Origin of the sequence: Actinomadura sp. 3N407 (assembly GCF_052245875.1) — a bacterium.
Taxonomy (GTDB): Bacteria; Actinomycetota; Actinomycetes; order Streptosporangiales; family Streptosporangiaceae; genus Spirillospora.
The window spans coordinates 266,508-289,583 of the sequence record NZ_JBQQBP010000009.1 but is presented as its reverse complement, the minus strand read 5'-3'; the positions used below and the strand labels follow the sequence as shown (position 1 = coordinate 289,583).

Annotated in this window: 23 protein-coding genes and 1 riboswitch; of the genes, 12 read left to right on the top strand and 11 right to left on the bottom strand. The window is 69.9% G+C overall.

Going from position 1 to position 23,076, the window contains the following annotated elements:
• Window positions 1–58: 58 nt before the first annotated feature.
• Together ACTWPP_RS24155 and ACTWPP_RS24150 are read right to left on the bottom strand one after the other, a co-directional pair.
• Entirely contained in the window at window positions 59–1,405 is a 1,347-nt protein-coding gene (locus ACTWPP_RS24155; protein WP_443106610.1) for an MFS transporter, read from the bottom strand.
• A gap of 32 nt (window positions 1,406–1,437) precedes the next feature.
• On the bottom strand, window positions 1,438–2,385 hold the full coding sequence (locus ACTWPP_RS24150) for an NAD-dependent epimerase/dehydratase family protein (RefSeq protein WP_443106609.1): 948 nt from the start codon (window positions 2,383–2,385) through the stop codon (window positions 1,438–1,440).
• 623 nt (window positions 2,386–3,008) lie between these two features.
• Between ACTWPP_RS24150 and ACTWPP_RS24145 the strand changes: the two genes are divergently transcribed.
• Genes ACTWPP_RS24145 through ACTWPP_RS24135 form a run of 3 tightly spaced genes read left to right on the top strand, consistent with a single transcriptional unit; the run spans window position 3,009 to window position 6,214 of the window.
• The gene (locus ACTWPP_RS24145; protein ID WP_443106608.1) at window positions 3,009–4,751 is read left to right on the top strand and encodes a sensor histidine kinase; all 1,743 of its coding nucleotides are present in this window, start codon (window positions 3,009–3,011) and stop codon (window positions 4,749–4,751) included.
• A gap of 57 nt (window positions 4,752–4,808) precedes the next feature.
• Window positions 4,809–5,240, top strand: coding sequence for a cupin domain-containing protein (locus tag ACTWPP_RS24140; RefSeq protein WP_443106607.1), 432 nt, complete (start codon window positions 4,809–4,811; stop codon window positions 5,238–5,240).
• Window positions 5,240–6,214: a hypothetical protein gene (locus tag ACTWPP_RS24135; RefSeq protein ID WP_443106606.1), complete on the top strand. Its 975-nt coding sequence runs from the start codon at window positions 5,240–5,242 to the stop codon at window positions 6,212–6,214. The genes ACTWPP_RS24140 and ACTWPP_RS24135 overlap by 1 nt, the downstream gene beginning before the upstream one ends.
• Window positions 6,215–6,506: 292 nt before the next feature.
• On the opposite strand, the gene ACTWPP_RS24130 is transcribed toward ACTWPP_RS24135, so the two are convergent.
• Entirely contained in the window at window positions 6,507–7,121 is a 615-nt protein-coding gene (locus tag ACTWPP_RS24130) for a response regulator transcription factor (RefSeq protein WP_443106605.1), read from the bottom strand.
• A 366-nt stretch (window positions 7,122–7,487) separates the two neighbouring features.
• Between ACTWPP_RS24130 and ACTWPP_RS24125 the strand changes: the two genes are divergently transcribed.
• The 6 genes from ACTWPP_RS24125 (at window position 7,488) to ACTWPP_RS24100 (ending at window position 13,040) form a co-directional block, all read left to right on the top strand.
• Window positions 7,488–8,558 carry a hypothetical protein gene (locus tag ACTWPP_RS24125; RefSeq protein WP_443106604.1) on the top strand — a complete coding sequence of 357 codons (1,071 nt, stop codon included), beginning with the start codon at window positions 7,488–7,490 and terminating at the stop codon, window positions 8,556–8,558.
• A 5-nt stretch (window positions 8,559–8,563) separates the two neighbouring features.
• On the top strand, window positions 8,564–9,259 hold the full coding sequence (locus ACTWPP_RS24120) for a sensor histidine kinase (RefSeq protein WP_443106603.1): 696 nt from the start codon (window positions 8,564–8,566) through the stop codon (window positions 9,257–9,259).
• 32 nt (window positions 9,260–9,291) lie between these two features.
• Window positions 9,292–9,354, top strand: a riboswitch (guanidine-III (ykkC-III) riboswitch).
• A 32-nt stretch (window positions 9,355–9,386) separates the two neighbouring features.
• A complete protein-coding gene (locus tag ACTWPP_RS24115) occupies window positions 9,387–9,713 on the top strand; it encodes a DMT family transporter (RefSeq protein ID WP_443106602.1) in 327 nt (108 codons plus the stop codon).
• 139 nt (window positions 9,714–9,852) lie between these two features.
• Window positions 9,853–10,638, top strand: a complete 786-nt coding sequence (locus tag ACTWPP_RS24110; protein WP_443106601.1) for a sporulation protein — start codon at window positions 9,853–9,855, stop codon at window positions 10,636–10,638.
• An 80-nt stretch (window positions 10,639–10,718) separates the two neighbouring features.
• Window positions 10,719–12,188, top strand: coding sequence for a hypothetical protein (locus ACTWPP_RS24105; protein ID WP_443106600.1), 1,470 nt, complete (start codon window positions 10,719–10,721; stop codon window positions 12,186–12,188).
• A 105-nt stretch (window positions 12,189–12,293) separates the two neighbouring features.
• Window positions 12,294–13,040: an SDR family oxidoreductase gene (locus ACTWPP_RS24100; protein ID WP_443106599.1), complete on the top strand. Its 747-nt coding sequence runs from the start codon at window positions 12,294–12,296 to the stop codon at window positions 13,038–13,040.
• Between the two features lies 1 nt (window position 13,041).
• On the opposite strand, the gene ACTWPP_RS24095 is transcribed toward ACTWPP_RS24100, so the two are convergent.
• The gene (locus ACTWPP_RS24095) at window positions 13,042–13,629 is read right to left on the bottom strand and encodes a rhomboid family intramembrane serine protease (RefSeq protein WP_443106598.1); all 588 of its coding nucleotides are present in this window, start codon (window positions 13,627–13,629) and stop codon (window positions 13,042–13,044) included.
• Between the two features lie 123 nt (window positions 13,630–13,752).
• Window positions 13,753–14,868 (bottom strand): RNA-guided endonuclease InsQ/TnpB family protein, encoded by a 1,116-nt coding sequence (locus ACTWPP_RS24090; protein ID WP_443106597.1) that lies wholly within the window; start codon window positions 14,866–14,868, stop codon window positions 13,753–13,755.
• Window positions 14,869–15,067: 199 nt separating this feature from the next.
• Between ACTWPP_RS24090 and ACTWPP_RS24085 the strand changes: the two genes are divergently transcribed.
• A complete protein-coding gene (locus ACTWPP_RS24085) occupies window positions 15,068–15,997 on the top strand; it encodes an NADPH:quinone oxidoreductase family protein (RefSeq protein ID WP_443106596.1) in 930 nt (309 codons plus the stop codon).
• Here the strand turns inward: ACTWPP_RS24085 and ACTWPP_RS24080 are convergent.
• Window positions 15,994–16,323 carry a WhiB family transcriptional regulator gene (locus ACTWPP_RS24080; RefSeq protein ID WP_443106595.1) on the bottom strand — a complete coding sequence of 110 codons (330 nt, stop codon included), beginning with the start codon at window positions 16,321–16,323 and terminating at the stop codon, window positions 15,994–15,996. The two genes, ACTWPP_RS24085 and ACTWPP_RS24080, sit on opposite strands and share 4 nt — an antisense overlap.
• A gap of 154 nt (window positions 16,324–16,477) precedes the next feature.
• On the opposite strand from ACTWPP_RS24080, the gene ACTWPP_RS24075 reads away from it, so the two are divergent.
• Window positions 16,478–16,936, top strand: a complete 459-nt coding sequence (locus tag ACTWPP_RS24075) for a GNAT family N-acetyltransferase (protein WP_443106700.1) — start codon at window positions 16,478–16,480, stop codon at window positions 16,934–16,936.
• Window positions 16,937–17,026: 90 nt separating this feature from the next.
• Here ACTWPP_RS24075 and ACTWPP_RS24070 read toward each other — a convergent pair whose 3' ends face one another.
• Together ACTWPP_RS24070 and ACTWPP_RS24065 are read right to left on the bottom strand one after the other, a co-directional pair.
• On the bottom strand, window positions 17,027–17,293 hold the full coding sequence (locus ACTWPP_RS24070; RefSeq protein WP_443106594.1) for an HAD hydrolase-like protein: 267 nt from the start codon (window positions 17,291–17,293) through the stop codon (window positions 17,027–17,029).
• Entirely contained in the window at window positions 17,263–17,718 is a 456-nt protein-coding gene (locus ACTWPP_RS24065; protein ID WP_443106593.1) for an HAD family hydrolase, read from the bottom strand. Before ACTWPP_RS24065 ends, ACTWPP_RS24070 begins: the two co-directional genes overlap by 31 nt.
• Before the next feature lie 116 nt (window positions 17,719–17,834).
• Between ACTWPP_RS24065 and ACTWPP_RS24060 the strand changes: the two genes are divergently transcribed.
• Window positions 17,835–19,331 (top strand): CYTH and CHAD domain-containing protein, encoded by a 1,497-nt coding sequence (locus ACTWPP_RS24060; RefSeq protein WP_443106592.1) that lies wholly within the window; start codon window positions 17,835–17,837, stop codon window positions 19,329–19,331.
• Here ACTWPP_RS24060 and ACTWPP_RS24055 read toward each other — a convergent pair.
• From ACTWPP_RS24055 to ACTWPP_RS24045, 3 genes are all read right to left on the bottom strand, one after another.
• Complete coding sequence (locus ACTWPP_RS24055; protein ID WP_443106591.1) at window positions 19,297–20,214, bottom strand: NUDIX hydrolase; 918 nt, start codon at window positions 20,212–20,214, stop codon at window positions 19,297–19,299. The genes ACTWPP_RS24060 and ACTWPP_RS24055 overlap by 35 nt on opposite strands.
• Complete coding sequence (locus tag ACTWPP_RS24050; RefSeq protein WP_443106590.1) at window positions 20,207–22,294, bottom strand: RNA degradosome polyphosphate kinase; 2,088 nt, start codon at window positions 22,292–22,294, stop codon at window positions 20,207–20,209. The genes ACTWPP_RS24055 and ACTWPP_RS24050 overlap by 8 nt, the downstream gene beginning before the upstream one ends.
• Window positions 22,295–22,478: 184 nt before the next feature.
• On the bottom strand, window positions 22,479–23,027 hold the full coding sequence (locus ACTWPP_RS24045) for a hypothetical protein (protein ID WP_443106589.1): 549 nt from the start codon (window positions 23,025–23,027) through the stop codon (window positions 22,479–22,481).
• Window positions 23,028–23,076: the final 49 nt, after the last annotated feature.

The window sequence follows — 23,076 nt, the reverse complement described above, 5'->3', positions numbered from 1 at the left end:
GGTTGCACGATGGAGGTTGCGGGCTCTTTGGGAGCCCGGCACGGGGGCGCACCTTTGGTCAGTCGCCGCCGTGTCCGGGTGTGTCCAGTTGTGGTGTGCGGATGAGTGCGAGGACGCTGAGTGCCGCCAGAACGGCGGCCATGCCGATCGCCAGCCGCATCCCGGTGACGGTGTAGCCGGGCAGCGCCCAGAGCGTCGTCGCCAGCGCCGGGCCGAAGGCGATGCCGATCTGGCGGACCAAACTGGTCGATGCCCCGGTGGTGCCCAGCAGGTGCCGCGGCGAATTGTTCATGGCCATGGTCTGGTTCGGCCCGGCGAGCAGGCCGGCGCCCACCCCGATGACGGCCAGCCGCCAGATCAGGTCGGCCATGCCCCATGTCTGCGCCAGCGGGACCATCAGGAGCACCCCGAGCGTGACCAGCACGGCGCCCGCGCCGGTCACCCGGCGCGGGGTGTACCGGTCCGCGAGGGCGCCGCCGATCAGGCCGAAGGTCATCGTGGCGAGCGGGAACGCCAGCATGGTCAGTCCCACTTCGGCGGGCGTCGCACCGGCGGTGCGCTGAAGGTGGAACGGGACCAGGAACGCGATGGTCATGACCGCGGTCATCTCGGTCAGGAGCACCAGATGCGGGCCCCGCATGCCCGGTGCCCTCAGCAACTCCCGGACCGCGCCGCTGCTGGGGTGCCGATACCACAGCAGGGCGAACGGGAGGGCCAGCGGCGCCAGCGTCAGCCAGCCGGGTCCGTACTCGGCGGTGAAGGTCAGCGACAGCATCAATGCGATCGCGGTCATCGCCAGCAGTGCGATCTCCACCAGGAAACCCCGGCCCGGCACGCGCAGCGCCGAGCCGGACGGCAGCCGCGTGAGACCGATCGCGATCACGATCAGGCCGACGGGCACGTTCAGGTAGAAGATCCACTGCCAGCCTGCGTGCTCGACGAGCAGCCCGCCCAGGACCGGCCCGCTCACACCGCCCAGCGGCCCGAGCGTCATCACGATCCCCATGGCGCGCCCGCGCTGATCCGGCCGGGACGCCACCGTGGTCAGCACCGGGATCAGCGCGAACAGCACCGCGGCGAAGGCGCCTTGGAGCACCCGTGCCGCGATCAGCCAGCCGATGCTCGGCGCCAGCCCCACGGCCATGCTGGTGAGGACGAACCCGGACACGGCGAAGAGCAGCGCGTTCCGCTGGCCCACCCCGTCCAGCCACCGCCCGCTCGGCAGCGACAGTGCGATCATCGGAAGGACGTAGCCCAGGACGATCCACTGCGTCAGGCTGGTGCCGATGCCGAATTCGTTCTCGACCGTCGGCAGCGCGATGTTGACCGCGGTGGTGTCCACCTGTGCCATGAACACCGCGATGCCGGTGGCCGCGATGACGAGCCAGTCGGTTCGCTGCGGCACTCGTGCACCAGGTGACGGAGAGTGAGTCGTCGTCACGGCGTCGCGTCCGCGGTCGCCGTTCCGCCCAACTCCGTGGCGAACCCCGTGCGCCACGACGCATAGCGCAGCTCCCAGTCGAGAGCTTTCTTGGCGCGTGTGTTGTCCGCTCCGCGCAACTGCGACATGAACGCCACACCCCACGAACCGACCGCGAGCCTGGCGAGGACGGCGGGCGCGGTCTTGGGGCGGGGGGCGTCCATCATGTTGGCCAGGAACGGGAGCCACTCACTCATCTGGGCCGGTTCATCGTCGACCACATTCAGCACACCGGTCTCGTCACCGTCCAGGGCCGCGACGACGGCCGCCGCGACGTCGTAGGTGTGCGAGAACGAGAACGTCGCGGAGCCACCGCCCACCAGCGGCAGCTTCCCCGCTTTCACCTGACGGACGAAGGACCCGTCCGGCGCATAGATGGTCCCCGGGCCGTACAAATGGCCCAGCCTCAGGACCAGCCCGCCGACGTCCCGAGTGGACCGCTCAAGCTCCCGAAGGGCCGCAAGGACGGGGGCGAACGGTTTCGGCGGCCGGCGCCACAACGGCGCGTCCTCCACCGCGGGGCCGTCCCCATGGGGGTCGTAGGCGTAGGCGAGCCCTTGTGCGATCACCCGCTTGACGCCGCCGGCCGCGGCGAGCAGGTTTCGTGTGCCCTCGGTGCGGAGCCGGTTGGTCAGCGCGAACTGCTCGGCGAGCCGCTTCGGATCGATCTCAGCCGGGATCGCGGTCAGCATGTTCACCACCGCGTCCGGGGCCGCCTCGTCGACCGCCCGTTCCATCGATGCGCGGTCCAAGGCGTCACCGACGACGATCCGAGCACCCGCCAGATCGACACCGGCACCGGGAGCGTTCCTCGCCAAACCGGTGACGTCATGCCCGGCGGCGACCAGGGCAGGGAGGAGTTGGCTGCCTATCACCCCGGTGGCCCCCGCTACCAGAACGCGCATCATTGCTCCCAGCGATCAGCGGATTGGATTCGCCGTTAACGCTCGCAGCGCAGGCCGGCCGCCACCAGTGCCCGGCGCACCGACCGACCCGCCAGATGCACCGGCCCGCTATGCAGTCTGCACATGCGCGGCGCACCGCCGAGGGTGCGGGATCCTCCACCGGCACCGAACCCGGTGGCACGACCGGACCCCCGGGAAGCGCGGCCCCTTCGCTCGCGGCGGCATCGAGGACGCGGCGAACTTCGTCCGCGCCCGCCGGCGGCGATGCGGCGGCAGCGTTGTCCGCATTCGGCGGCGTGGCCGGTCACGGCCTTATAGTGAGCCGTGGGCGGCGCGCGTCGCCACAGAGGTCGCCTCACGCCGGCGCGGCGCGACGGCGGAGCAGCCGGAATCAGCGGTGAGCCGGAGCGGGGGGACACATGGTGATACTCCAACCGCGGTTCGCCGGGCTGGTCGCGTTCGGGGTCGTCTTCCTGCTGTTCGCGACCCGGACCGTCTATCACCTGGCAGCGCTCGATTTTCACGCGAAATGGTCTGCCGGCCTGGCGGCGTTCTGTGTCGCGACGATCGTCGTTCTGGCCACCACCCTGGTGCTGCTCATCGTGCGGCGCGGGAACGTGGCGTTGCTGCTGGGCATCCAGGCGGCGGCGGTGTTCACGCCCTACCTGGTGGTCGGCCAGGGCTGGGGCCGGGCCGGCACGGTGCTGTGTGCGAGCATCCTGCTGACAGCGCCACGGCGCGCCTCCTGGGTGCCGTTCACGGTGGTCGCCGTCGCTGACGCCGGACTCGCCGGGTACTTCCACCCGTCCCCCCTGATATTTGCGTCGTTCGTGTTCATCAACGTGGCCGGTGGATTCGCGATCTTCGCGGTGGTCCGGCTGGCTCATCTTGTGCAGCAGACGCATGAGGACGGGCAGCGCCTGGCCGACATCGAGGTCGAGGCAGAGCGGTTGCGTGCGGCCGACCGTCTCCGCGCCGACGTCGGCGCCCGGCTGTCGACCCTCATCGGTCAGACCCGCGAAGCGCTCGCGTCGCCCGCGCTCGACCATCGCCGCCTGACCCTCCTGGGTGGGCTCGCCCATCAGGCGGCCACCGATGCCCGGATGATCGCCGACATCCACCGCAAACTGGGCCTGGTCGGCTCAACGCCCACGCGACAGCCACCCGTCGGCGTCGAGCTTCGGTTCGCCAGGTGGGCGCATCTGCTGATCGTGGCCCGCTTCCTCGCCACCTCCCTCGTCAACCTGTTCTGGAACTGGCGCGTTCCCGAACACGCGGCCGTGGGGATCGCCGTCGTCCTCGCGGTGGTGGTACTGCAGCTCTATCTGGGCTCCCCCCGGGTGGGCTGCGGAGTGCCTCGCTGGTGGCCGATCGCCCTGGCGGCCCAGGTCGGCCTGCTCGTCGGCATCGCGCTGCTGGCCCCCGACACCGGGCGCGCAATCTCGATCTTCCTGCTACTCGCCAGCGGCACCATGCTCATCCGGATGCGAGCACCGTGGTCGTGGGCGGCGCTCGCGGTGACCGCCGTCGCCGGCTTCGCAATCATGCTGGACGCCGAAGGGGTCTGGGGCGCGGTGTACATGGCGATGGGCGTTCCGTACTGGGCCGCCATCATCTACGCGTTGCACAACCTGCCCGAGATCACCCGTCGTCTCCACGCCACACGCGACGAACTGACTCGAGTCGCCGTCATCACCGAGCGGCTCCGGCTCGCTCGTGACATCCACGACCTGCTCGGCTTCCATCTGTCCGTCATCAAGCTCAAGATCGAGCTCGCCCTCCGGACCGGGGAGGCCGCTCCGGCCGAGGCTCGCGGCCACCTCATCCAGGTGCAGCGCAGCGCCGAACAGGCGCTCGCCGAACTCCGCACAGTCGCCACCGCACTGGGCAACGTCACCTGCCGCGACGAACTCTCCGCCGCACGCGCCATCCTCGAAGCCGGTGGTGCCTCCGTCACCGTCAGGTACGACGCCGGCCGGCTCCCTCGCGACGTGGACAACCTGTTGGGCATCATCGTCCGTGAAGCGGCGACCAACATCATCCGGCACGCCAGGCCAGAGATCTGCACGTTCGAGATCACGGCTGCCGAGGGGGAAGTACGGGCGCGGATCACCAATGACGGCGCGGACCGCCCGCACCCGCAGACAGACCACCGCCCGGCCACCGGCCTGGCCAACCTCCGCGCGCGGACCGAAGCCCTCGGTGGACGTCTCACAGCCGTCACCGATCACGGCACGTTCACCCTCATCGCGTCGCTCACCATCGATGCCGCCCCGGTGCCGCCGACGGCGCCACCTGGAAATGCAAAGTGCACGGCCAACGATGCAGCGGTCACTGTGCGCGCGGCTGGTCGACTGCCAACGTAGGGAATGAGCAGTCAGCGGCCCATGCGGGCCGATTCAGCGAAAGCAGGGGGGACCACCATGGTCTTCGAACCCACCGCGATCCAGAAACTCAGCGTCCAAGACGTGCCCGAGTGGATGCAGGTCGGCGACCATCAGGCGTATGTCGGCTACATCGCGGATGAAGATGAGGGTTCCAACCTCGGGTTGGCCTATATCCGCTTCCGCAAAGGAGTGCGGTTCGACTTCCTGTGGGCGTACGACGAGATCGCCGTAGTGACCAGGGGAAGTCTGACGGTACGCGTGGGAGGCGAAGTCAAGACGGCGGGAGTCGGAGAGTCGCTCTATATGCCGGCCGGTGTGCGCGGTGCCTTCGACATCCGCGAGGACGTGGAGGCGTTCTGCGTGCACTATCCGACCGACGGCCTGGCCGGTCGCGAGTGGCTGGGGCCGGAACGTCTGCCCGCGGAGGAAGAGATCCGCGCCGTCTCCATCGACGAAGTCTGGGTCTGATGGCCATGCATGAGCGGGGTAAGCCCATCGCCGTGATGGTGGTGGTGGCGCTGCTGGGGATGTTGTTCGCGGGGTCGTTCCTGGGGGCCCTGCACAGCCCGGAGCCGCACGGGGTGCCCGTCGCGGTGGTCGGTCCGGAGAACGCGGTGGACCGGCTGGGCGCGATGATGGACGAGCGCAGGGACGGCGCGTTCGACCTCACCGCGTACGGCAGCGAGCAGGACGCGCGGGCGGCGCTGCTGGACCGGGACGTGGACGCGGTCTTCGTGCCCGGCCGGGGCGGGGCCTCCCTGGTCATCGCGGGCGCGAACGGGAAGATCGAGAACGCGGTGCTGACTCAGGCGTTCCAGGGGGTCGGGCAGGCCACCGGGCAGCCGGTCGCCGTCGAGGACGTGGTGCCGCTGCCGGCCGACGACGGCAACGGGGTGTCGTCGATCTTCTTCGTGATCACGACGGTCATCCCCGCGGTGATACTGGCGGTCATGCTCGCGTTCGCGGTGCCGGCGGCGGGCGCGGGGCAGCGGATCGGGCTGCTGGCCGCGGGGTCGGTCGTGCTGGGCGGAGTCAACGCCTGGGTCGCGGCGGGGCTGACCGGCGCGCTGGTCGGGGCGCCCTGGGCGCTGTGGGGCCTGGGCAGCCTGCTGGTGTTCGCGGTGAGCGCGTTCACGGCCGGGGCGCTGCGCGTGGGGGGCCCGCCCGCGGCGGGGCTGACCGTGCTGCTGTTGGTGCCGATCGGCGTCCCCGCCAGCGGCGGGCCGATCGGGCCGCTGTTCATCCCCGAGTGGTACGCGGCGCTGGGTGAGTGGCTGCCGGTGTCGGCCGCGATCAACGCGGTGCGCAATACCGTCTACTTCGACGGCAGCGCACTCGGCGGACCGCTGCTGGTCCTGTCGCTGTGGGTCGCGGCCGGGCTCGCGCTGGTCCTGGTGCCCAAGCGGACCCGCGCGGCCGCGGCGGAACCGGCCGCCCCGTGAACAACCGGCCGGGACGGGTCCACCGGGACGTCCGGTGGGCCCGTCGTGCACTCTTCTCCCATGAGACGAGGAGGTAAACGGTGTCGATGAAGTCGGGGGGCCCGGTGCGCCGGCGTCCGCAAGCTCCACGGCGGCCGGCTTGTCGCCTTCGAGTCCGCCTACGGTTTCCGCGGTTCCCCGGTGACGAGCGGGATGCGCAAGGCGTCCCACCACCTTCTCGACGCCGCCGACCTCCTCGCCGACGGCCACGACGTCACCTCCACCGCCCTCGAAGCCTTCAACGCCGCCCTCATCAGGTCCAGCCCGCTTCTTTCGCGATCCGGATGGCGTCCACCCGATTCCGCGCGCCGAGCTTGGTCACGGCCGTGGCCAGGTAGTTCCGCACCGTGCCGTATCCGAGGTGGAGCCGCACCGCGATCTCACGCGGATTCGAGCCTTCCGAGGTCAGCCTGAGCACATCGGCTTCGCGTTCGGTCAGCGGGTTGTCGGAGACGGCCAATGCGGCATACGCGAGCTGCGGGTCGATCACCCGGCCACCGGCCGCCACCGTCCGGATCGCCGCCACCAGATCCTGCGGCCGGGAGTCCTTCAATATGAAGCCCGCGACGTCCGCCCCGGCACTGCGACGCAAGTTCCCGGGCCGGCCGATTCCGGTGAGAATCAGCGTCCGGCACTCTGGGAGCAGGTCGCGCAGTTCGGCCGCGGCGTCCAGGCCGTCGCGCTCGGGCAGCTCGATGTCGATCACGGCGACATCGGGACGTTCCCGCAGGGCCGCCGGCACGATGGCATCGCCCGTCCCGACCGCTACGACCACCTCGATGTCGTCCTCATAGCCGATCAAGTCGATCAAGTCGATCAAGGCCTCACGGAGGATGCGGACGTCTTCGGCTATGAGGACCCGAATCACAGCATGCCCCCAGCGTCACCCAACCAAGTCTTTCCAGGTCACCCTATGACAAGGTAAGTTCGCGCGTAACGCTGGAGCCTTCCGGTACTTGCAGCGCGCGATTTCGTGTACTGGCTGGACTCGGGGCTGGAGCTGCTGGGCAGTCAGAGCGTCCAGGCCGTGACACTCGACCGGCTCGACGCTGAGCTGGAACAGGGGACCTTGTGACGCGGCGATCAGGGTTCGCCTGGCAGGAGGCGCTCGGGGCCGTCTGCCTGGTGTTCGTAGCGCGGATCATTTACTACCTGCAATCGCTCGACTACTATGCGAGGCTCTCTCGACCTGGCCGTCATCGGTGTCCTAGCGACCGTCGTCCTCGTCATCGCCTTGGCGTTCCTCATCATGCGGCGCGGGCACCCGGCCTTGCTCTTGTGCGTCCAGGCGACCGCGGTGTTCGCGCCCTACCTGGTGATCGGGCAGGGCTGGGGCATGGCCGGCATATTCCTCTGCGCCGGGATACTCCTGGTCCTGCCGCGACGCCTCGCGGGGGTGCTGTTCGCAGTCGTCGCCGTCGGGGACGCCGCCCTCTGCGGGTACTTCTCTGCGTCGGCCCTGATGTTCGTGTATGCCGTGTCCGTCAATGTGGCCAACGGATTCGCGATCTTCGCGATCGTCCGGCTGGCCCAGCTCGTACGGCAGACCCGCGAGGACGGACGGCGGCTCGCCGACGTCGAAGTCGAGGCAGAGCGGTTGCGCGCGGCCGACCGGCTCAGCATTGATGTCGGCAGCCGGTTGTCAGCCATCATCAGGCAATCACGCCAGGCGCTCACGGAGTCGACCTTCAGCCACGCCCACCTCACCGTCATCGGTGGATTGGCCTCCCAGGCAGCCAAAGACGCCCGGACCATCGCCCACATCCACCGCAACATCAGCCTGGACGGCTCGGTACCCACACGTCAGGCACCCGCCGGCGTTGGAGTTCGCTTTGCCGCGTGGGCGCATCTCCTGATCGTGGCCGACTTCGTCGCCACTTCAGCGGTCAACATGTTTTCGGACGAGCGCGTCCCGGAGCACCTGATCGTGGGGATCCTTGTCGTCCTCGCGGTAGCGGCGCTCCAGCTTCATCTCGGATCCCCCCGGCCGAGTGGCACCGCGGTTCGGTGGTGGCCGGTCATCCTCGCCGCCCAGATCAGTCTGATCGTCGGTGCCACGCTGATGTTCTTCCCGGACCGCTCGGTCTGGATATTCATTGCTCTGGCCGGAGGCGCCGCGTTCGTCCGGATGCCCGCACTGTGGTCGTGGTTCGCGGTGGCAGCCAACAGCGTCACCACTTTCGCGCTCTTCTCCTATTACGAGGGGCCCTGGACCGGGATCTACCTCGCTTCCGGCGTTCTGTACTGGGCTGCCATCATGTACGCGTTGCACAACCTGCCCGAGGTCACCCCCGAGACGAACTGACTCGAGTGGCCGTCGTCACCGAGCGGCTCCGGCTCGCTCGGGACATCCATGACCTGCTCGGCTTCCACCTGTCCGTCATCAAGCTCAAGATCGAGCTCGCCATCCGAACCAGCGCGGCCGATCCCGCCCAGGCCCACGATCACCTCATCCAGGCGCAGCACAGCGCCGAGCAGGCGCTCACCGAGGTCCGCACTTTCGCCACCGCACCGGACAACGTCACATGCCGCGACGAACTCTTCGCCGCCCGCGCCATCCTCGAGGCCGGCGGGGCCACCGTCACCGTCAGACACAACGCCGGCGACATCCCTCGCAGCGTGGACAGCCTGGTAGGGATCATCGTGCGGGAGGCGGCGACCAATATCATCCGGCATGCCAGGGCGGAGACCTGCACGTTCGACATCGCCGTCGTCCACGGTGAAGTGCGGGTGCGGATCACCAATGACGGCGCAGAGCGGCGGCCAAACCGGCCAGCAGATCAGTGTCCTCCCGCCGGCCTGGCCAACCTCCATGCCCGGATCGAGGCCCTCGGCGGGAGTCTCACGGCCGTCGCCGACCACGGCACGTTCACCCTCATGTCGTTGTTCACCGTCGACCCCACCGTGTCAGGTAACGGCGATGAGGTGAAAGTGCCGGCGGGCTCGAACCGGAATTCGTCTCGCAACTCGAAACGCCGTGCGCCCTGGCCGGCCTTGCGGAGGTGAGGAACACCCGGGGCGCCGGGGGCGTTCACGGTGGCGAGGGCCTGTGGTCCTCCCGGACGAGGTGCGCCGTACCCGGCAGGCGAAGACGACGCGTGAAGTAGCCGCCTCGCCTACCGGGAGCAGAACCATGGCCTGGATCCTCGTCATCATCGCCGGCCTCTTCGAAGTCGCGATGGCCCTGTGCCTGAAGGCCAGCAAGGGCTTCACCGAGCCGCTGCAGTCCGCCGGATTCCTCGTCTTCGCCGTGACCAGTTTCGGCCTGCTCAGCCTGGCCCTGAAGAACCTCGACGTCGGCACCGCCTACGCGGTCTGGGTCGGCATCGGGGCCGTCGGAACCGCCGCCCTGGGCATGCTGCTCATGGGCGACCAGGTCTCCGTCGCCAAGATCACCGCACTGGCTTTCATCATCATCGGGGTCATCGGCCTCAACCTGGCGGGCGCCGGCGGCCACTGAAACCGACGAATCCGGCGATTCGCAGGTCACGAACACGTTCGAGGAACGTAACCTCCCCTCACAGCGTCTATGGGGCGAGAGTGCCCGGACGCAATGGGACGAGAGCGCCCGGGAGTGCTCGAACACGGGAGGACGGACCTTGGTCTTCAAGAAGCTGCGGCAGGCGGTCGGCATCGGCGGCCCGTCGATCGAGACGATCCTGCACAACCCGGAAACCGCGCCGGGCGGCACCATCACGGGCGAAGTCACCATCATCGGCGGCCAGTACAACTCCGAGATCAAGTCGGTGAACCTCGCCCTGCGCACCCGGGTCGAGGTCGAGTCCGGCGACAACGAATACCTCTCCAACTTGGAGTACGCGAAGATGCCGGTCGCCGGCGGCTTCACCCTCCAGGAGGGCGCCCGGCACAGCGTCCCCTTCCAGTTCCCCATCCCATGGGAGGCGCCCCTCACCCACATGTACGGGCAGCCACTGCGCGGCACCACGGTGGGTGTCGCCACCGAACTGGAGGTCGCGGGGGCCATCGACCCGGGCGACCTCGACCCGATCGCCGTGCACCCGCTGCCCGCGCAGGAGCGCATCCTCTCGGCGTTCTCCAACCTCGGCTTCCAGTTCCGCAACGCCGACTGCGAGAAGGGCCGCATCTGGGGCGTGCACCAGGAGCTGCCGTTCTACCAGGAGATCGAGTTCTACCCTCCGGGGCAGTTCGCGCGCGGCATCAAGCAGCTTGAGGTGACGTTCGTGGCGTACCCGCAGTCCATGGAGGTCGTGCTGGAGCTCGACAAGCGCGGCGGCGCGTTCACCGAGGGGCGCGACGCGTTCAGCCGGTTCACCGTCGACTACGCGACCGTCGGCAACACCGACTGGGAGCAGCAGCTCGGCGGGTTCCTCCAGGACGCCGGGCGCCGCAGGGGCATCTTCTAGGCCTCTGCGAGACCGGCGGACGACCCGATCCCCTCCGCGATGTTGATCGCGGAGGGGATCTGCGCGTAGAAAGAGTTCCCGTGCCCCAGCCCCCCGGACTGAACGACGCGGAACGACGCCTCTGGGCCGCGTTCCCCACCGGCGACACCGTCGTGCTCGGCGACGACCGTCCCGCCGGCCCCCTGCCCGACCGGATCGTCCGCGCCGAGACCATCACCCGTCTGCTGCTCGGCGCGCAGGACCCGCGTCCCGGAGCCGTCGCGGCGGTGCGGCTGCGCGGCGCCTACATCATGGGGCAGATGGACATCTCGGGCGGCTCCGTCGAGTACGAGCTCCGGCTGGAGGACTGCCGCATCGTCGAGGAGCCCGACTTCTCCAACGCCGGGACGCGGGAGCTGCGGTTCGCCAGGTGCTGGATGCCGGGCTTCGACGGCGGCGGCCTGCGCGCGGACGGCTACCTCAGCCTGTCGGGGTCGCAGATCGACGGCGAGGTGCGGCTTCCGCGGGCGCAGCTCGCCGGGGGCCTGCGGATGAACGGGACGACGATCACCGCGTCCGACCCGGAGAAGTGGGCGCTGTTCAGCGGCGGCCTCGTCGTCGAGGTCGGCACCTTCATCCGGGACGCGCAGATCACCGGCGGGGTCCGCTTCGTCGGGGCCCGGATGAACGGCGGGCTGTTCATGGAGGGCACGACCCTCACCAATCCCGGCCGCCTCGCGCTCGACGCGATGAACATGGTCGTCGAGGACGCCGCCGAGTTCAGCCGCGGATTCACCGCGCTCGGCACCATCCGGCTGCGCAGCGGGCGCTTCAACGGCATCCTCTCCTTCTCCCGCGCGAGGCTCGACTCCGGCGACCCCGCACGGATGGCGCTGCACGCCAGCCACATCCAGGCGGACGAGCTGCTCCTGTGGCCCGAGGAGCGGATCAAGGGCCGGGTGTCGCTGTCGTACTCCCGGATCGACCTGCTCATGGACCATCCGTCCGTCTGGCCGGACGAGCTGTACCTGAACGGCATGACGTACGAGACGCTGCGCGGCGCCGAGTTCAAGGACCGCCTCAGCTGGGTGTCCCGCGACAAGGAGTTCCATCTCCAGCCGTACGAGCAGCTCGCCGCCTGGTACCACGGGATCGGCCACGACGACCTCGCCCGCAAGGTGCAGCTCGCCAAGCTCCGCGCGCGCCGCCGCAGGCTGAACCCGATCGGCAAGGCGTGGAACCACCTCCTGGACTGGACGGTCGGTTTCGGCTACCGGCCCTGGCTGGCGTTCGCGTGGTTCGCGTCGCTGCTCGCCATCGGGACGACGGTGTTCTCGATCGAGCATCCGCGTCCCGTCAAGCCGCGCGACGAGCTACCGGCGTTCCACGCGCTGATCTACACCCTGGACCTGCTGATCCCGCTCGACACGTTCGGGCAGCAGCTGTCCTACGACGCCGTGAACTGGTCCCGCTGGGTGGCGTACGGGCTCGTCACGACGGGCTGGGTGCTCGCCACCGCGCTCATCGCCGGGACGGCGCGGGTCCTGCGTCCCAGCACGGGCGCGCGTTGACCCTCCCGGCCCCCGACCCCTGAAACGCACCCCGAACACGAACCCCGAACCAACGGGCCGCCCCGGGCGTCCACCGAAGTAGGGGATCAACGAGAATGGAACCTCATGGGCACGTATCTGATCACGGGGGCGACCGGCGGCATCGGCACCGCGGTCGCCGAACTGCTGCGCGAGCGCGGGCACGACCTCGTCCTCGCCGGCCGCTCGCCCGACCGCCTCGACGGGCTGGCCAAGTCCCTGCGCGGCGGCGCGAACGCCGCCACCCAGGTCATCAACCCGGGCGCGGTCCCCTCACCGCCGCGGAGCGCGTCCATCAGCACGATCCCGCTGGACCTGACGGAGCCGCGGCGCATCGAGGCGTCCCTCGCGCCGGCCGGGGTCCCCGCGCGGCTGGACGGCGTCGTCCACGCCGCGGGCATGGTGCACCTGGCGCGGGTGGCGGACACGGAAGCGGACGAGTGGATCGAGCACCTGTCGGTCAACCTGGTGTCCGCGGCGGAGCTGACCCGGCTGCTTCTGCCCGCGCTGCGCGCCGCCAAGGGCCACGTCGTCTTCGTCAACTCGACGGCCGGTCTGCGCGCGAACCCGGAGTGGTCGGCGTACGCGGCGAGCAAGTTCGGCCTGCGTGCCCTGGCCGACTCCCTGCGCGCCGAAGAGCCGTCCTTGCGCGTCACGACCGTCTACCCGGGGCGGACGGCCACGGAGATGCAGCGGAGGGTGCGCGCCCAGGAAGGCCACCCCTACGCCGAGGACGACTTCGCGGCGCCCGCGACTGTGGCGCGGGTACTCGTGTCGGCACTGGAGACGTCCCGCGACGCGGTCGTCTCCGACGTCACCGTCCGGCCGAGCTGATTCAGCTCCGGCGCAGGAACCAGGCGCCCAGCACACCGCCGATCAGCCCGAACAGGTGGCCCTGCCACGAGATGCCGGGGTCGCCGGGGATGACGCCGAGCAGCATCGTCCCGTAGACGGCCACGACGGCGACGGCGATCCCGATGTCGATCAGCCGCCGCTCGAAGATCCCGCGTCCGACCAGGTAGCCGAAGAAGCCGAAGATCAGGATGCTGGATCCGAGCGTGTTGGCGGAACTGGTGAACCACACGCCGAGCCCGCCGACCACGATGATGATCAGGCTGACGGCCAGGAACTTGGCGATCCCCCGCGCCGCCGCGATGAATCCGAGGATCAGGAACGGGACGGTGTTCGCCATCAGGTGCCCGAACCCGCCGTGCATGAACGGCGCGGTGAAGATGTCCGGCAGGTCGTTCACGTCCCGCGGCTGGATGCCGAACCGGTCGAGCCATCCGCCCGCCGTGTAGTCGAACGCCTCCAGCACCCACATCACCGCGGTCACGGACCCGATCAGAACCGCCGAGGACAGCGCACGAGCGCCGAGCTTGGCGAGCCCGTCGGAGCGTTGCTGCTCGGGGACATAGCTCATGTGACTTCTCCCCTCCCTGAAGGGAGTGGCTTCATTCCCTCGCGAGTTTGAGTTTCCTGTTTCATCGGGCCGTGCCTCCCCGGAGTCCTCCGGGGCCGGTCTTACCGGCCCTCCGCAAGCGTTTCACCTGTCCGCCAGCCCGGCGGCCAGAATGTTCTTCGCCGCATTCACGTCCCGGTCGTGCAGAGTGCCGCATCGCGGGCACCTCCACGACCGCACGTTCAGCGGCACCATGTCGTTCATATGGCCACACCCCGGCGCAGAGCACAACTTCGAGGACGGAAACCATCGGTCCACCAGCAGCAGTTCCCGCCCGTACCAGCCGGACTTGTACTCCAGCATGCTCCGCAACTGCGACCACGACGCATCGCCGATCGCCCGCGCCAGGCAATGGTTGCCGAGCATGTTGCGCACACTCAGGTCCTCGATGGCCAGCGCTTGGTTCTCGCGTACCAGCCTCGTGGACAGCTTGTGCAGGTGATCGCGGCGCCGGTCGGCGATCCGGGCATGGATCCGCGCCACCCGCGCCCGGGCCTTGTCCCGATTCGCCGACCCCCTCACCTTGCGGGACACGTCCTTCTGGGCCTTGGCCAGCTTGCGCCGGTCGGCCCGTTCGTGCCGGGGGTTGGCCACCTTCTCCCCGGTGGACAACGTCACCAGATGGGTCAGCCCCGCATCGATCCCCACCACGGCCTCCGTGCCCGGCAACGCCGCGACCGTCTCCTCGACCAGCAGGGACACGAACCAGCGGCCCGCACCGTCCTGCGACACCGTCACCGTGGACGGCTCCGCGCCGGGTGGCAACGGACGGTGCCACACGACGCTCAGCGGTTCCGCAGTCTTGGCCAGCTTCAACGCCCCATCGCGGAAGGTGAAGGCGTTGTTCTGGAACGTCGCCGACCTGCGCGACTTGCGCTTGGACTTGAAGCGGGGATACCCGGCGCGCTTGGCGAAGAAGTTGGTGAAGGCGTTCTGCTGCGCGCGCAGGCACTGCTGGAGCGGGACGTTGGACACCTCGCACAGGAACGCCAACTCGGGATCCCGCTTCCAGGCGGTGAGCCACTTGGCCGTGTCCACGTACGAGGTGCTCTTTCCCTCGTCGGTGTACCGGCGGGTCCGCTCGGCCAGGGCCTTGTTCCAGACCAGGCGGACGCACCCGAACGTGCGGTTCAGCAGATCCGCCTGCTCGGTGGTCGGGTAGAAGCGGTACTTGTACGCCCGCCTGATCACCTGGGCCACGCTTAACACGATACTGCAAGATCGTGTTAAAAGTGCCGGTAATTGTCGGCCTACGCGCGCCCTGAAAGTCCGGGTTTGCGGCCTTAATAATCACGATCAGCCACCGTAAGTGTCGACGACCCTGCACAGTCAACGCGTGGGACGTCCGGAAGGTGCCCCTGGTCCCGGTTCCCGGCGTGGCCTCCGGCATATTGGACGGATGCGCGCTGCGATCTGTGAGGAACTCGGCTCCATCGCCGTCAGGGAGACCGAACCGCCCGTCCCGGGGCCCGGCCAGGTCCTCGTCACCGTGGAGGCCGCCGGGGTCAACTACGTGGACGCCCTCTTCGTCCAGGGGCGGTATCAGATCAAGCCGCCGCTGCCGTTCGTCCCGGGCAGTGAGGTCGCGGGGACTCTGCCGTCCGGTGAGCGCGTCCTCGCCATGTGCGGGCTGGGCGGGTTCGCGACGCACGTGGCCGTGCCCGCCGCCTCGGCCGTCCCGATCCCGGACGAGCTGGACTTTCCGCGCGCCGCGACGTTCACCCAGAGCTACAGCACGGCCCTGTTCGCCCTCCGCGACCGCGCCGCCCTTCAGCCGGGCGAGACGGTGCTCGTCCTCGGCGCCGGCGGCGGTGTGGGGCTGGCGGCGATCCAGGTCGCCACGGCTCTCGGCGCACGGGTCCTCGCGGCCGCCTCCACACCGGCCAAGCAGGAGGCGGCCCGCTCCGCCGGCGCCGAGTCCACGGTGAGCAGTGCCGAAGACGTCAAGTCGGCCGCCCGCGCCTGGTCGGACGGCGGAGTGGACGTGATCTACGATCCGGTCGGCGGCCCCCTGGCCGAACCCGCCCTGCGCGCACTTCGCGAACGGGGCCGCTACGTCGTGATCGGTTTCGCTTCGGGGGACATCCCGTCCCTCCCCCTGAACCAGGTGCTCCTGCGCAACCGCACGATCGTCGGTGTCGACTGGGGCGCCTGGTCGATGACCCACCCTCAAGAACAGCGCCGGCTGCTGGACGAGCTTCTCAGCATGGTCGCCAAGGGCGACCTCGCCCCCGTGGCTCCCCGTACCGAACCTCTGGCGTCGACGGCCCAGGTCGTGGACGACCTGCTGAACCGCCGCGTGGTGGGCAAGGTGGCCCTCCTCCCTTAGGCGGCGGACGCGTGCTCCGACTCGGACGCGTCCCCACGGACGACGATGATCGGCAGGGGGCGCCGCATGGGGGCATCGGCCGTCCGGCGCAGGTAGCGGCGCTCCTCCGGTGTCGTGCCGCCCCAGATGCCGTCGGGTTCGCCGACCCGCAGCGCCCACGCTAGGCATTCGGCCTTCACGGGGCAGTTCGCGCAGATCGCCTTGGCCGCGTCCTCCTGCGCCTGAAGCACCGGTGCCGAGTAGCCGATCGGGAAGAACAGGTCCGGGTCGGCACCGCGGCAGATGGCGTGGTCGCTCCAGTGTTCCTCGTGCTCGTTGTTGTGCATTGGCTTCTCCCTGCGCGGCGACGAGACCACCGGCAGACCGGCTCGGGGTGGTCTCCACTCAGCGTAGTACTACAACTCGTAGTACTACAAGACATTCGTGAACGTTGCAAATTACCGTCCGGCTAACCTGTGAGGTGTGCAGCGTGATCAAGAAGTGACCTTCCGCGAGGCGACGGTGGCCGATCTGCCCCAGATCGTCCGGCTACTCGCCGACGATCCCCTGGGAGCCACCCGCGAAACACCCGGGGACGAGATACCGGAGGCGTACTTCACGGCCTTCACCGCGATCGAGAAGGACCCCAACAACAGCCTGATCGTCGCGGAGGTCGGCGGCGAGATCGCCGGAACGCTGCAACTGACCTTCATCCCCGGCCTCACCTACACCGGCGCCGAACGCGCCCAGATCGAAGGCGTCCGCGTGGCCGCCGAGCAACGCGGCCTCGGCGTCGGCCAGGACTTGATCAACTGGGCCATCGACCAGGCCCGCACCCGGGGCTGCCGCGTCGTCCAGCTCACCACCGACCGCCAGCGCCCCGACGCCATCCGCTTCTACCAGAAGATCGGCTTCCGCCCCTCCCACATGGGCATGAAGTACCACCTCACCGGCTCCTGACGGCGCCCGTCTCGGCGGGGCGGTGACGCTCGGAAGGCCGCGGCGTCGGCACTGCCGCTTGACCGCCACCTGCCCGGCTGCGGCCGGTGGTCAGGCTTGGAGGATCGCCTGGACGACCCTCGGTGTGTCGGTGAGGTCGGGGAGGACGACTTCGGCGCCGGAGAGGCGCAGGTCCGGGGCGGAGGTCGCGCCGGTCGCCACGGCGACCACGTGTGCGCCGCCCTCGTGGCCCGCGCGTACGTCGTGGGGAGTGTCGCCGATCAGGACGGTGTTGGACGCGCCGAACTCCTCGCCGTACCGGCGGGCCGCGCGTTGCCGGGCGAGCTTCACCAGGGGCGGGCGCTCGATGCCGTCCATGCGTAGGCGCCCGCTTCCAGGTCGAAGAAGTCGATGAGGGCGAAAGCGGTGAGTTTGCAGACGGCGATCTGCTTCATGTTGCCCGTCAGGGCCGATTGGATCACGTCGGGACGGTCGGCCAGGGCTTTCAGTGCGGGGTTGGCACCCGGCAGCACGTAGCCTCTGTCGGTGAATTCGTCCTGGCGGGCGGCGAAGGATTCGGCGAGGGCCGATGTGAAGGCCGCCATCAGGTCGGGGGCGGGGTCGATGCCGTGGTGCCGGAGCGTGTCGATGGTGATGGCGCGGTCGGTGCGTCCGGCCATGGGGGCGATCTTCTCGGGTGGGTGCCCGATGAGACGGTGGAACACCATGGCGTAGATTTCGGCGCTCAGCCCGCCCGCGTTGATGAGGGTGTGGTCGATGTCCCAGAGCACCAGTGTTCGCACACGCGCATGCTAGGCGCAAAGGCTTGACCACAAGGTTTCTGTCGTTGTTCACCTGGGCGTGAAATGCTTGTCACCTGGGTGTGCGTCATTGCCGGGTCGTCTTGGAGGAGCAGAGCGTGGCCGAAAGGCATCTCGAGATCGAGCAGAAGTACGATGCCGCCGCCGACTTCGTCCTGCCGGAGCTGGACGGGTTGCCGGGCGTGGTGTCGGCGGGTGAGCCCGAGGTCCACGAGCTGCACGCCAGCTACTTCGATACCGCCGACCTGCGGCTGGCGGCGAACGGGATCACGCTGCGGCGCCGGCGGGGCGGACCGGACGCGGGGTGGCATCTGAAGATGCCGGCCGGGCCGGACAGCAGGCAGGAGCTGCGGGCTCCGCTGGGGCGCCCGCTGGTCGTGCCCGCGCGGCTGGCGGGGCTCGTCGCGGCGTACACGCGGGGGGAGGAGCTGCGTCCCGTCGCGACGCTGGAGACCCGCAGGACGGTGGTCCGGCTCCTCGGGGAGGACGGCGCCGAGCTGGTGGAGGTCGCCGACGACCTGGTGACGGGCCGGGGCGGCGGGGACGGCGCGGAACCCGAGCGGTGGCGGGAGATCGAGGTCGAGCTGAGGGACGGCACGGCCGAGCTGCTGAAGGCGGCGGGCAAGCGGCTGCGGAAGAGCGGTGCGCGGAAGGCGCAGTCGTCGTCCAAGCTGGGACGGCTGCTCGGCGAGGCGGTCCTGCCGTCGGAGGCCGCGGCGACGCGGACGGCGGCGAGGTCGCGGATCGCGGCGGCGACGTCCAACGGGAAGGGGCCGTCCATCACTACCGGGGAGGTCGTCCTGGCCTACCTCGCCGAGCAGGTCGAGGCCGTGGTGGCGTTCGATCCGAAGGCGCGGCTGGGCGAGGAGGACGCGGTCCACCGGATGCGGGTGGCGACGCGGCGGATGAGGAGCGCCCTGCGCAGCTACCGCACCGTCCTGGACGCGGAGCGGACCGCGCCGCTGGGGCCGGAGCTGCGGTGGCTGGCCGCCGTCCTCGGCGAGGTGCGCGACCTCGAGGTGCTGCGGATGCGTTTCGTCGAGGCGCCCGCGTTCCTGCTGGAGGACCTGGAGAGGCGGGAGCAGACCGCGTACCGGCGGATGAACGCGTCCCTCAAGGAGCCGAGGTACTTCGCGCTGCTCGACGAGCTCGACAGGCTGATCGCCGAACCGCCGCTGGCGGAGGGGGCGGACAAGAAGGCCCGCAAGGAGCTGCCCGGTTTCGTCACGCGGGCGTGGGACCGCATGGCCAAGGACTACGCGTCGATCAAGGGCGCGAAGGATCCCGATGTGGCGCGGCACGAGACCCGCAAGTCGGCCAAGCGGGCGCGGTACGCGGCCGAGCTTGCGGTGCCGGTGCTGGGTGTGGGCGCGAAGCGGGTGGTGAAGGACGCCAAGCGCATCCAGGAGGTCCTCGGCGGCTACCAGGACGGCGTGATCGCCATGGAGCATCTGGGTGCGGCCGCCAAGCGCACCAGGGTTCCGGAGGAGGCGTTCACCCTGGGCGTCCTGTACGGGCATGAACGGTGCCAGGCCGAGGGCGCGCGAGACCGCCTGTCGACTACCTGGTCGCAGACCCTCGGGCCGTCGTTCTAGCGGTGTGGCGTTCCAGGGCGGGCATCGAGCCGCCGGCGAGGTGCGCCACCCAGAACTCCGACTTGCGCAGGGTCGGGTCGTCGGGGACCTTCTCCCCCGTTTCCCTGCACAGGCCGGTGACGAGTTCGGAGACGACCTCGCCGTGGGTGCACACGATGGCCGGCGCGCCGTCCGCGACCAGGGACAGCAGCCTGTCCGTCGCCGTGCCCGGGCGGGTGTCGCCGACCGTGAACGCCGCGTCGGTGACGATGGACGTGCCGGTGAGACGCGCGTAGGGCAGGACGGTCTCCAGGCAGCGGGCCGTCGCGGAGCTGACCAGCCGTGCGGGGCCGTAGGCGTGCAGCAGGTCCGCGAGGCGTGCCGCCTCGGCGCGGCCCGCGGCGTCCAGCGGCCGCAGTTCGTCGGCGTCGCGCCAGTCGCGCTTCTCCCCGGCGGACGCGTGCCGCAGGATCACCAGCGGCGAGGTGTGCGGGGGGCCGCGCAGGAACTCGCGGAGCAGGTCGATGTCGTGCCGGTAGCTGAGCCTGGCCTCGGCTTCGGCGGCCGGCAGCCAGACCAGCTCGTCCACCTCGTCGTTGGGGGTAAACACGGCCGGGGCGGTGGGGCGGGCGGCCCAGTAGTCGACCCGCTTGGTGCGGTCGCCGACCGCATAGGTGCTGGTGGGCAGGCGGCGGCCGAGGCGGGGGACGATGCCGGTCTCCTCCTCGATCTCGCGGACGGCGGCCCGCAGCACGTGCTCGCCCTTGTCGACCTTGCCCTTGGGGAACGACCAGTCGTCGTAGCGGGGACGGTGGATCACCGCGAACTCGGGGCCGTCCCGCCACAGCAGCGCACCGGCGGCCCACACGACCTCGGTCTCCGGTGGGGTGACGGGTTCAGCCATCGACGGTCCTCCACCGACGGCTCCTGACCAGATGGGTCTGGATGTCCTGGAGCGTCTCGCCGGGATGAGGAGTGAGCCGCGTCCAGGTGCCGTCGCCGGCGAGCTCCCACGCGTCGGTGCCGCCGTCCATGGCCCGGTCGATGAGGGACAGCAGTTCGTCCCGCTGTGCCCGGTCGGTGACGGTGACGAGCGCCTCGACGCGGCGGTCGAGGTTGCGGTGCATGAGGTCGGCGCTGCCGATCCACACCTCGGGTTCGCCGCCGTTCTCGAACGCGAACACCCGGGAGTGCTCCAGGAACCGGCCGAGGACGCTGCGCACCCGGATCATGTCCGATAGTCCGGGCACGCCGGGACGCACCGCGCAGATGCCCCGGACCCAGACGTCCACCGGGACCCCGGCCTGCGACGCCCGGTACAGCGCGTCGATGATCACCTCGTCCACGAGGGAGTTGCACTTGATCCGGATCCGGGCGGCGTGCCCGGCCCGCCGGTTGTCGATCTCGTGCTCGATCCGCTGGACGAGCCCGGACCGCAGGCTGTTCGGCGCGACGAGCAGCCGGTGGTAGGAGTTCTGCCGCGAGTAGCCGGTGAGGTGGTTGAACAGGGCGCTGACGTCCTCGCCGACCTCGGGGTCGGCGGTGAGGAGCCCGAAGTCCTCGTAGAGGCGGGCGGTCTTCGGGTGGTAGTTGCCGGTGCCGATGTGGCAGTAGCGGCGCAGCTGTCCCTCGGCGTCCTGCCGGACGATCAGCGCGAGCTTGCAGTGGGTCTTCAGCCCGACGAACCCGTAGACGACGTGGCAGCCGGCCGTCTCCAGCTTGCGGGCCCAGGCGATGTTGGCGCGCTCGTCGAAGCGGGCCTTCAGCTCGACGACGACCACGACCTGCTTGCCGGCCTCGGCGGCGTTCATCAGCGCGTCCACGATCGGGGAGTCGCCGCTGGTCCGGTAGAGCGTCTGCTTGATCGCCAGGACGCGCGGGTCGGTCGCGGCGTCCTCGATCAGCCGCTGGACGGTCGTGGTGAACGAGTCGTAGGGGTGGTGGACGAGCACGTCCCGTTCACGGATGGCGCTGAAGATGCTCGCGTCCTCGGGCAGCGCCTCCTTGGACGGGACGAAAGGGGGGTACTTCAGGTCCGGGCGGTCGAGGTCGGCGATCGACGCGAGGCCGCCGAGGTCGAGGGGACCGACGACGCGGTAGATCTGGCCCTCGTCCACGGCCAGCTCGGAGGTCAGCAGGTCCAGGACCCCCTCGGAGATCGACTCCTCGACCTCCAGCCGGACGACCGGGCCGAACCGGCGGCGCAGCAGTTCGCGTTCGAGGGCCTGCAGGAGCCCCTCGCTGATGTCGTCGTCAATCTCCAGGTCCTGGTTGCGGGTGACGCGGAACGCGTGGTGCTCGACGACCTCCATCCCGCTGAACAGCTGGCCGAGGTGCGCGGCGATGACGTCCTCCAGCGGCGTGAACCGGTCGGAGGACGCCTCGATGAAGCGCGGCAGCAGCGGCGGGACCTTGACGCGGGCGAACAGCGTGGCGTCGGTCTCAGGGTCGCGGACGATCACCGCGAGGTTGAGCGACAGGCCCGAGATGTAGGGGAACGGGTGCGCGGAGTCGACGACGAGCGGGGTGAGGACGGGGTAGATCCGGTCGCGGAACAGCCGCCGCAGCCGCTCCCGCTCGGTCTCGGCCAGCTCGTCCCAGCGCAGGATGTCGATGCCCTCGTCGCCGAGCGCGGGGCGGATCCCGTCGCGGAAGCAGGCGGCGTGCCGCCGCATCAGCCCGTGCGCGACCTCGCCGGTGCGTTCGAGGACCTCGCGGGGCTGCCGGCCGCTGGCGGACTGGACGGCGAGCCCGGTCGCCATCCGGCGGGCGAGGCCGGCGACGCGGACCATGAAGAACTCGTCCAGGTTGCTGGAGAAGATCGACAGGAACCGGACCCGTTCGAGCAGCGGCAGGCCGGGGTCCTCGGCGAGTTCCAGGACACGCTGGTTGAATCTGAGCCAGCTCTCCTCCCGGTCGAGGAAGCGGTCGTCCGGGAGCGCTTCGGCGCGATGATGGGGGAGTTGTCCTGGATTGACGGTCATACCGGTTATTTTCCCTGAGCAAGATGAACGGGAGTCGAACTCGGACGTTTAGCCGAAGTATCAGACACTTCGATCATGCCCTGGGTTCCCGCTGATCACACTTTGTTCGCCCAGGGGAGCGCCCCCCTGAACCTGTGGCCTCGGCTGAGGTTCCGTCCGGGTGGGCGGGCGTGACTCGTCCAGGCTACGGGCCGGATTCGCCTGTTATCAGCCGGTGGCCGAGGCGGCGGGCCAGCTCGTCCACGAACGTCCCCGCCAGCGGCGGCCAGTTCCAGAACCGCAGGCCCAGCTCCGCGAACGCGCACGGCACCGGCCAGATCCACCCGTTGAGGCCCGTCCACGCCCCGCAGCGGGCACAGGCCAGCGAGCCGGGGCCGCCCTCCAGCCACTCCTCCACCTCCGGAAGGACGGCCTCGAACGGCAGCCACGCGCCGCAGTGCGGGCAGGTCACGCGGTCGTCCTCGCCGACCCTCCCGTAGAAGGCGCTCCGGCCGACATCGACCTCCAGGCCGTTCGGCCACACGTCCGGGAAAGCGCCGGGATCGCCCGCCACGATCGTCTGGGCGGACGGGCCGGGCGCGTACCCGCCGGGGACGTCGCCGAGCACGCAGTCGGTCCGCTCCGCGACCACGACCCCGGCGCCGACGAGCCAGCCGAGAACATCGCGGGCGAGGTCGGGTGCGTCTCCGGGGTGGGCGTCGACGTCCGCGACCCACCGGCTCCGCTCCCCCACAAACCCTCACACTACGCCGCACGGGGTGACCGCGGGGGAGCGAACCCGG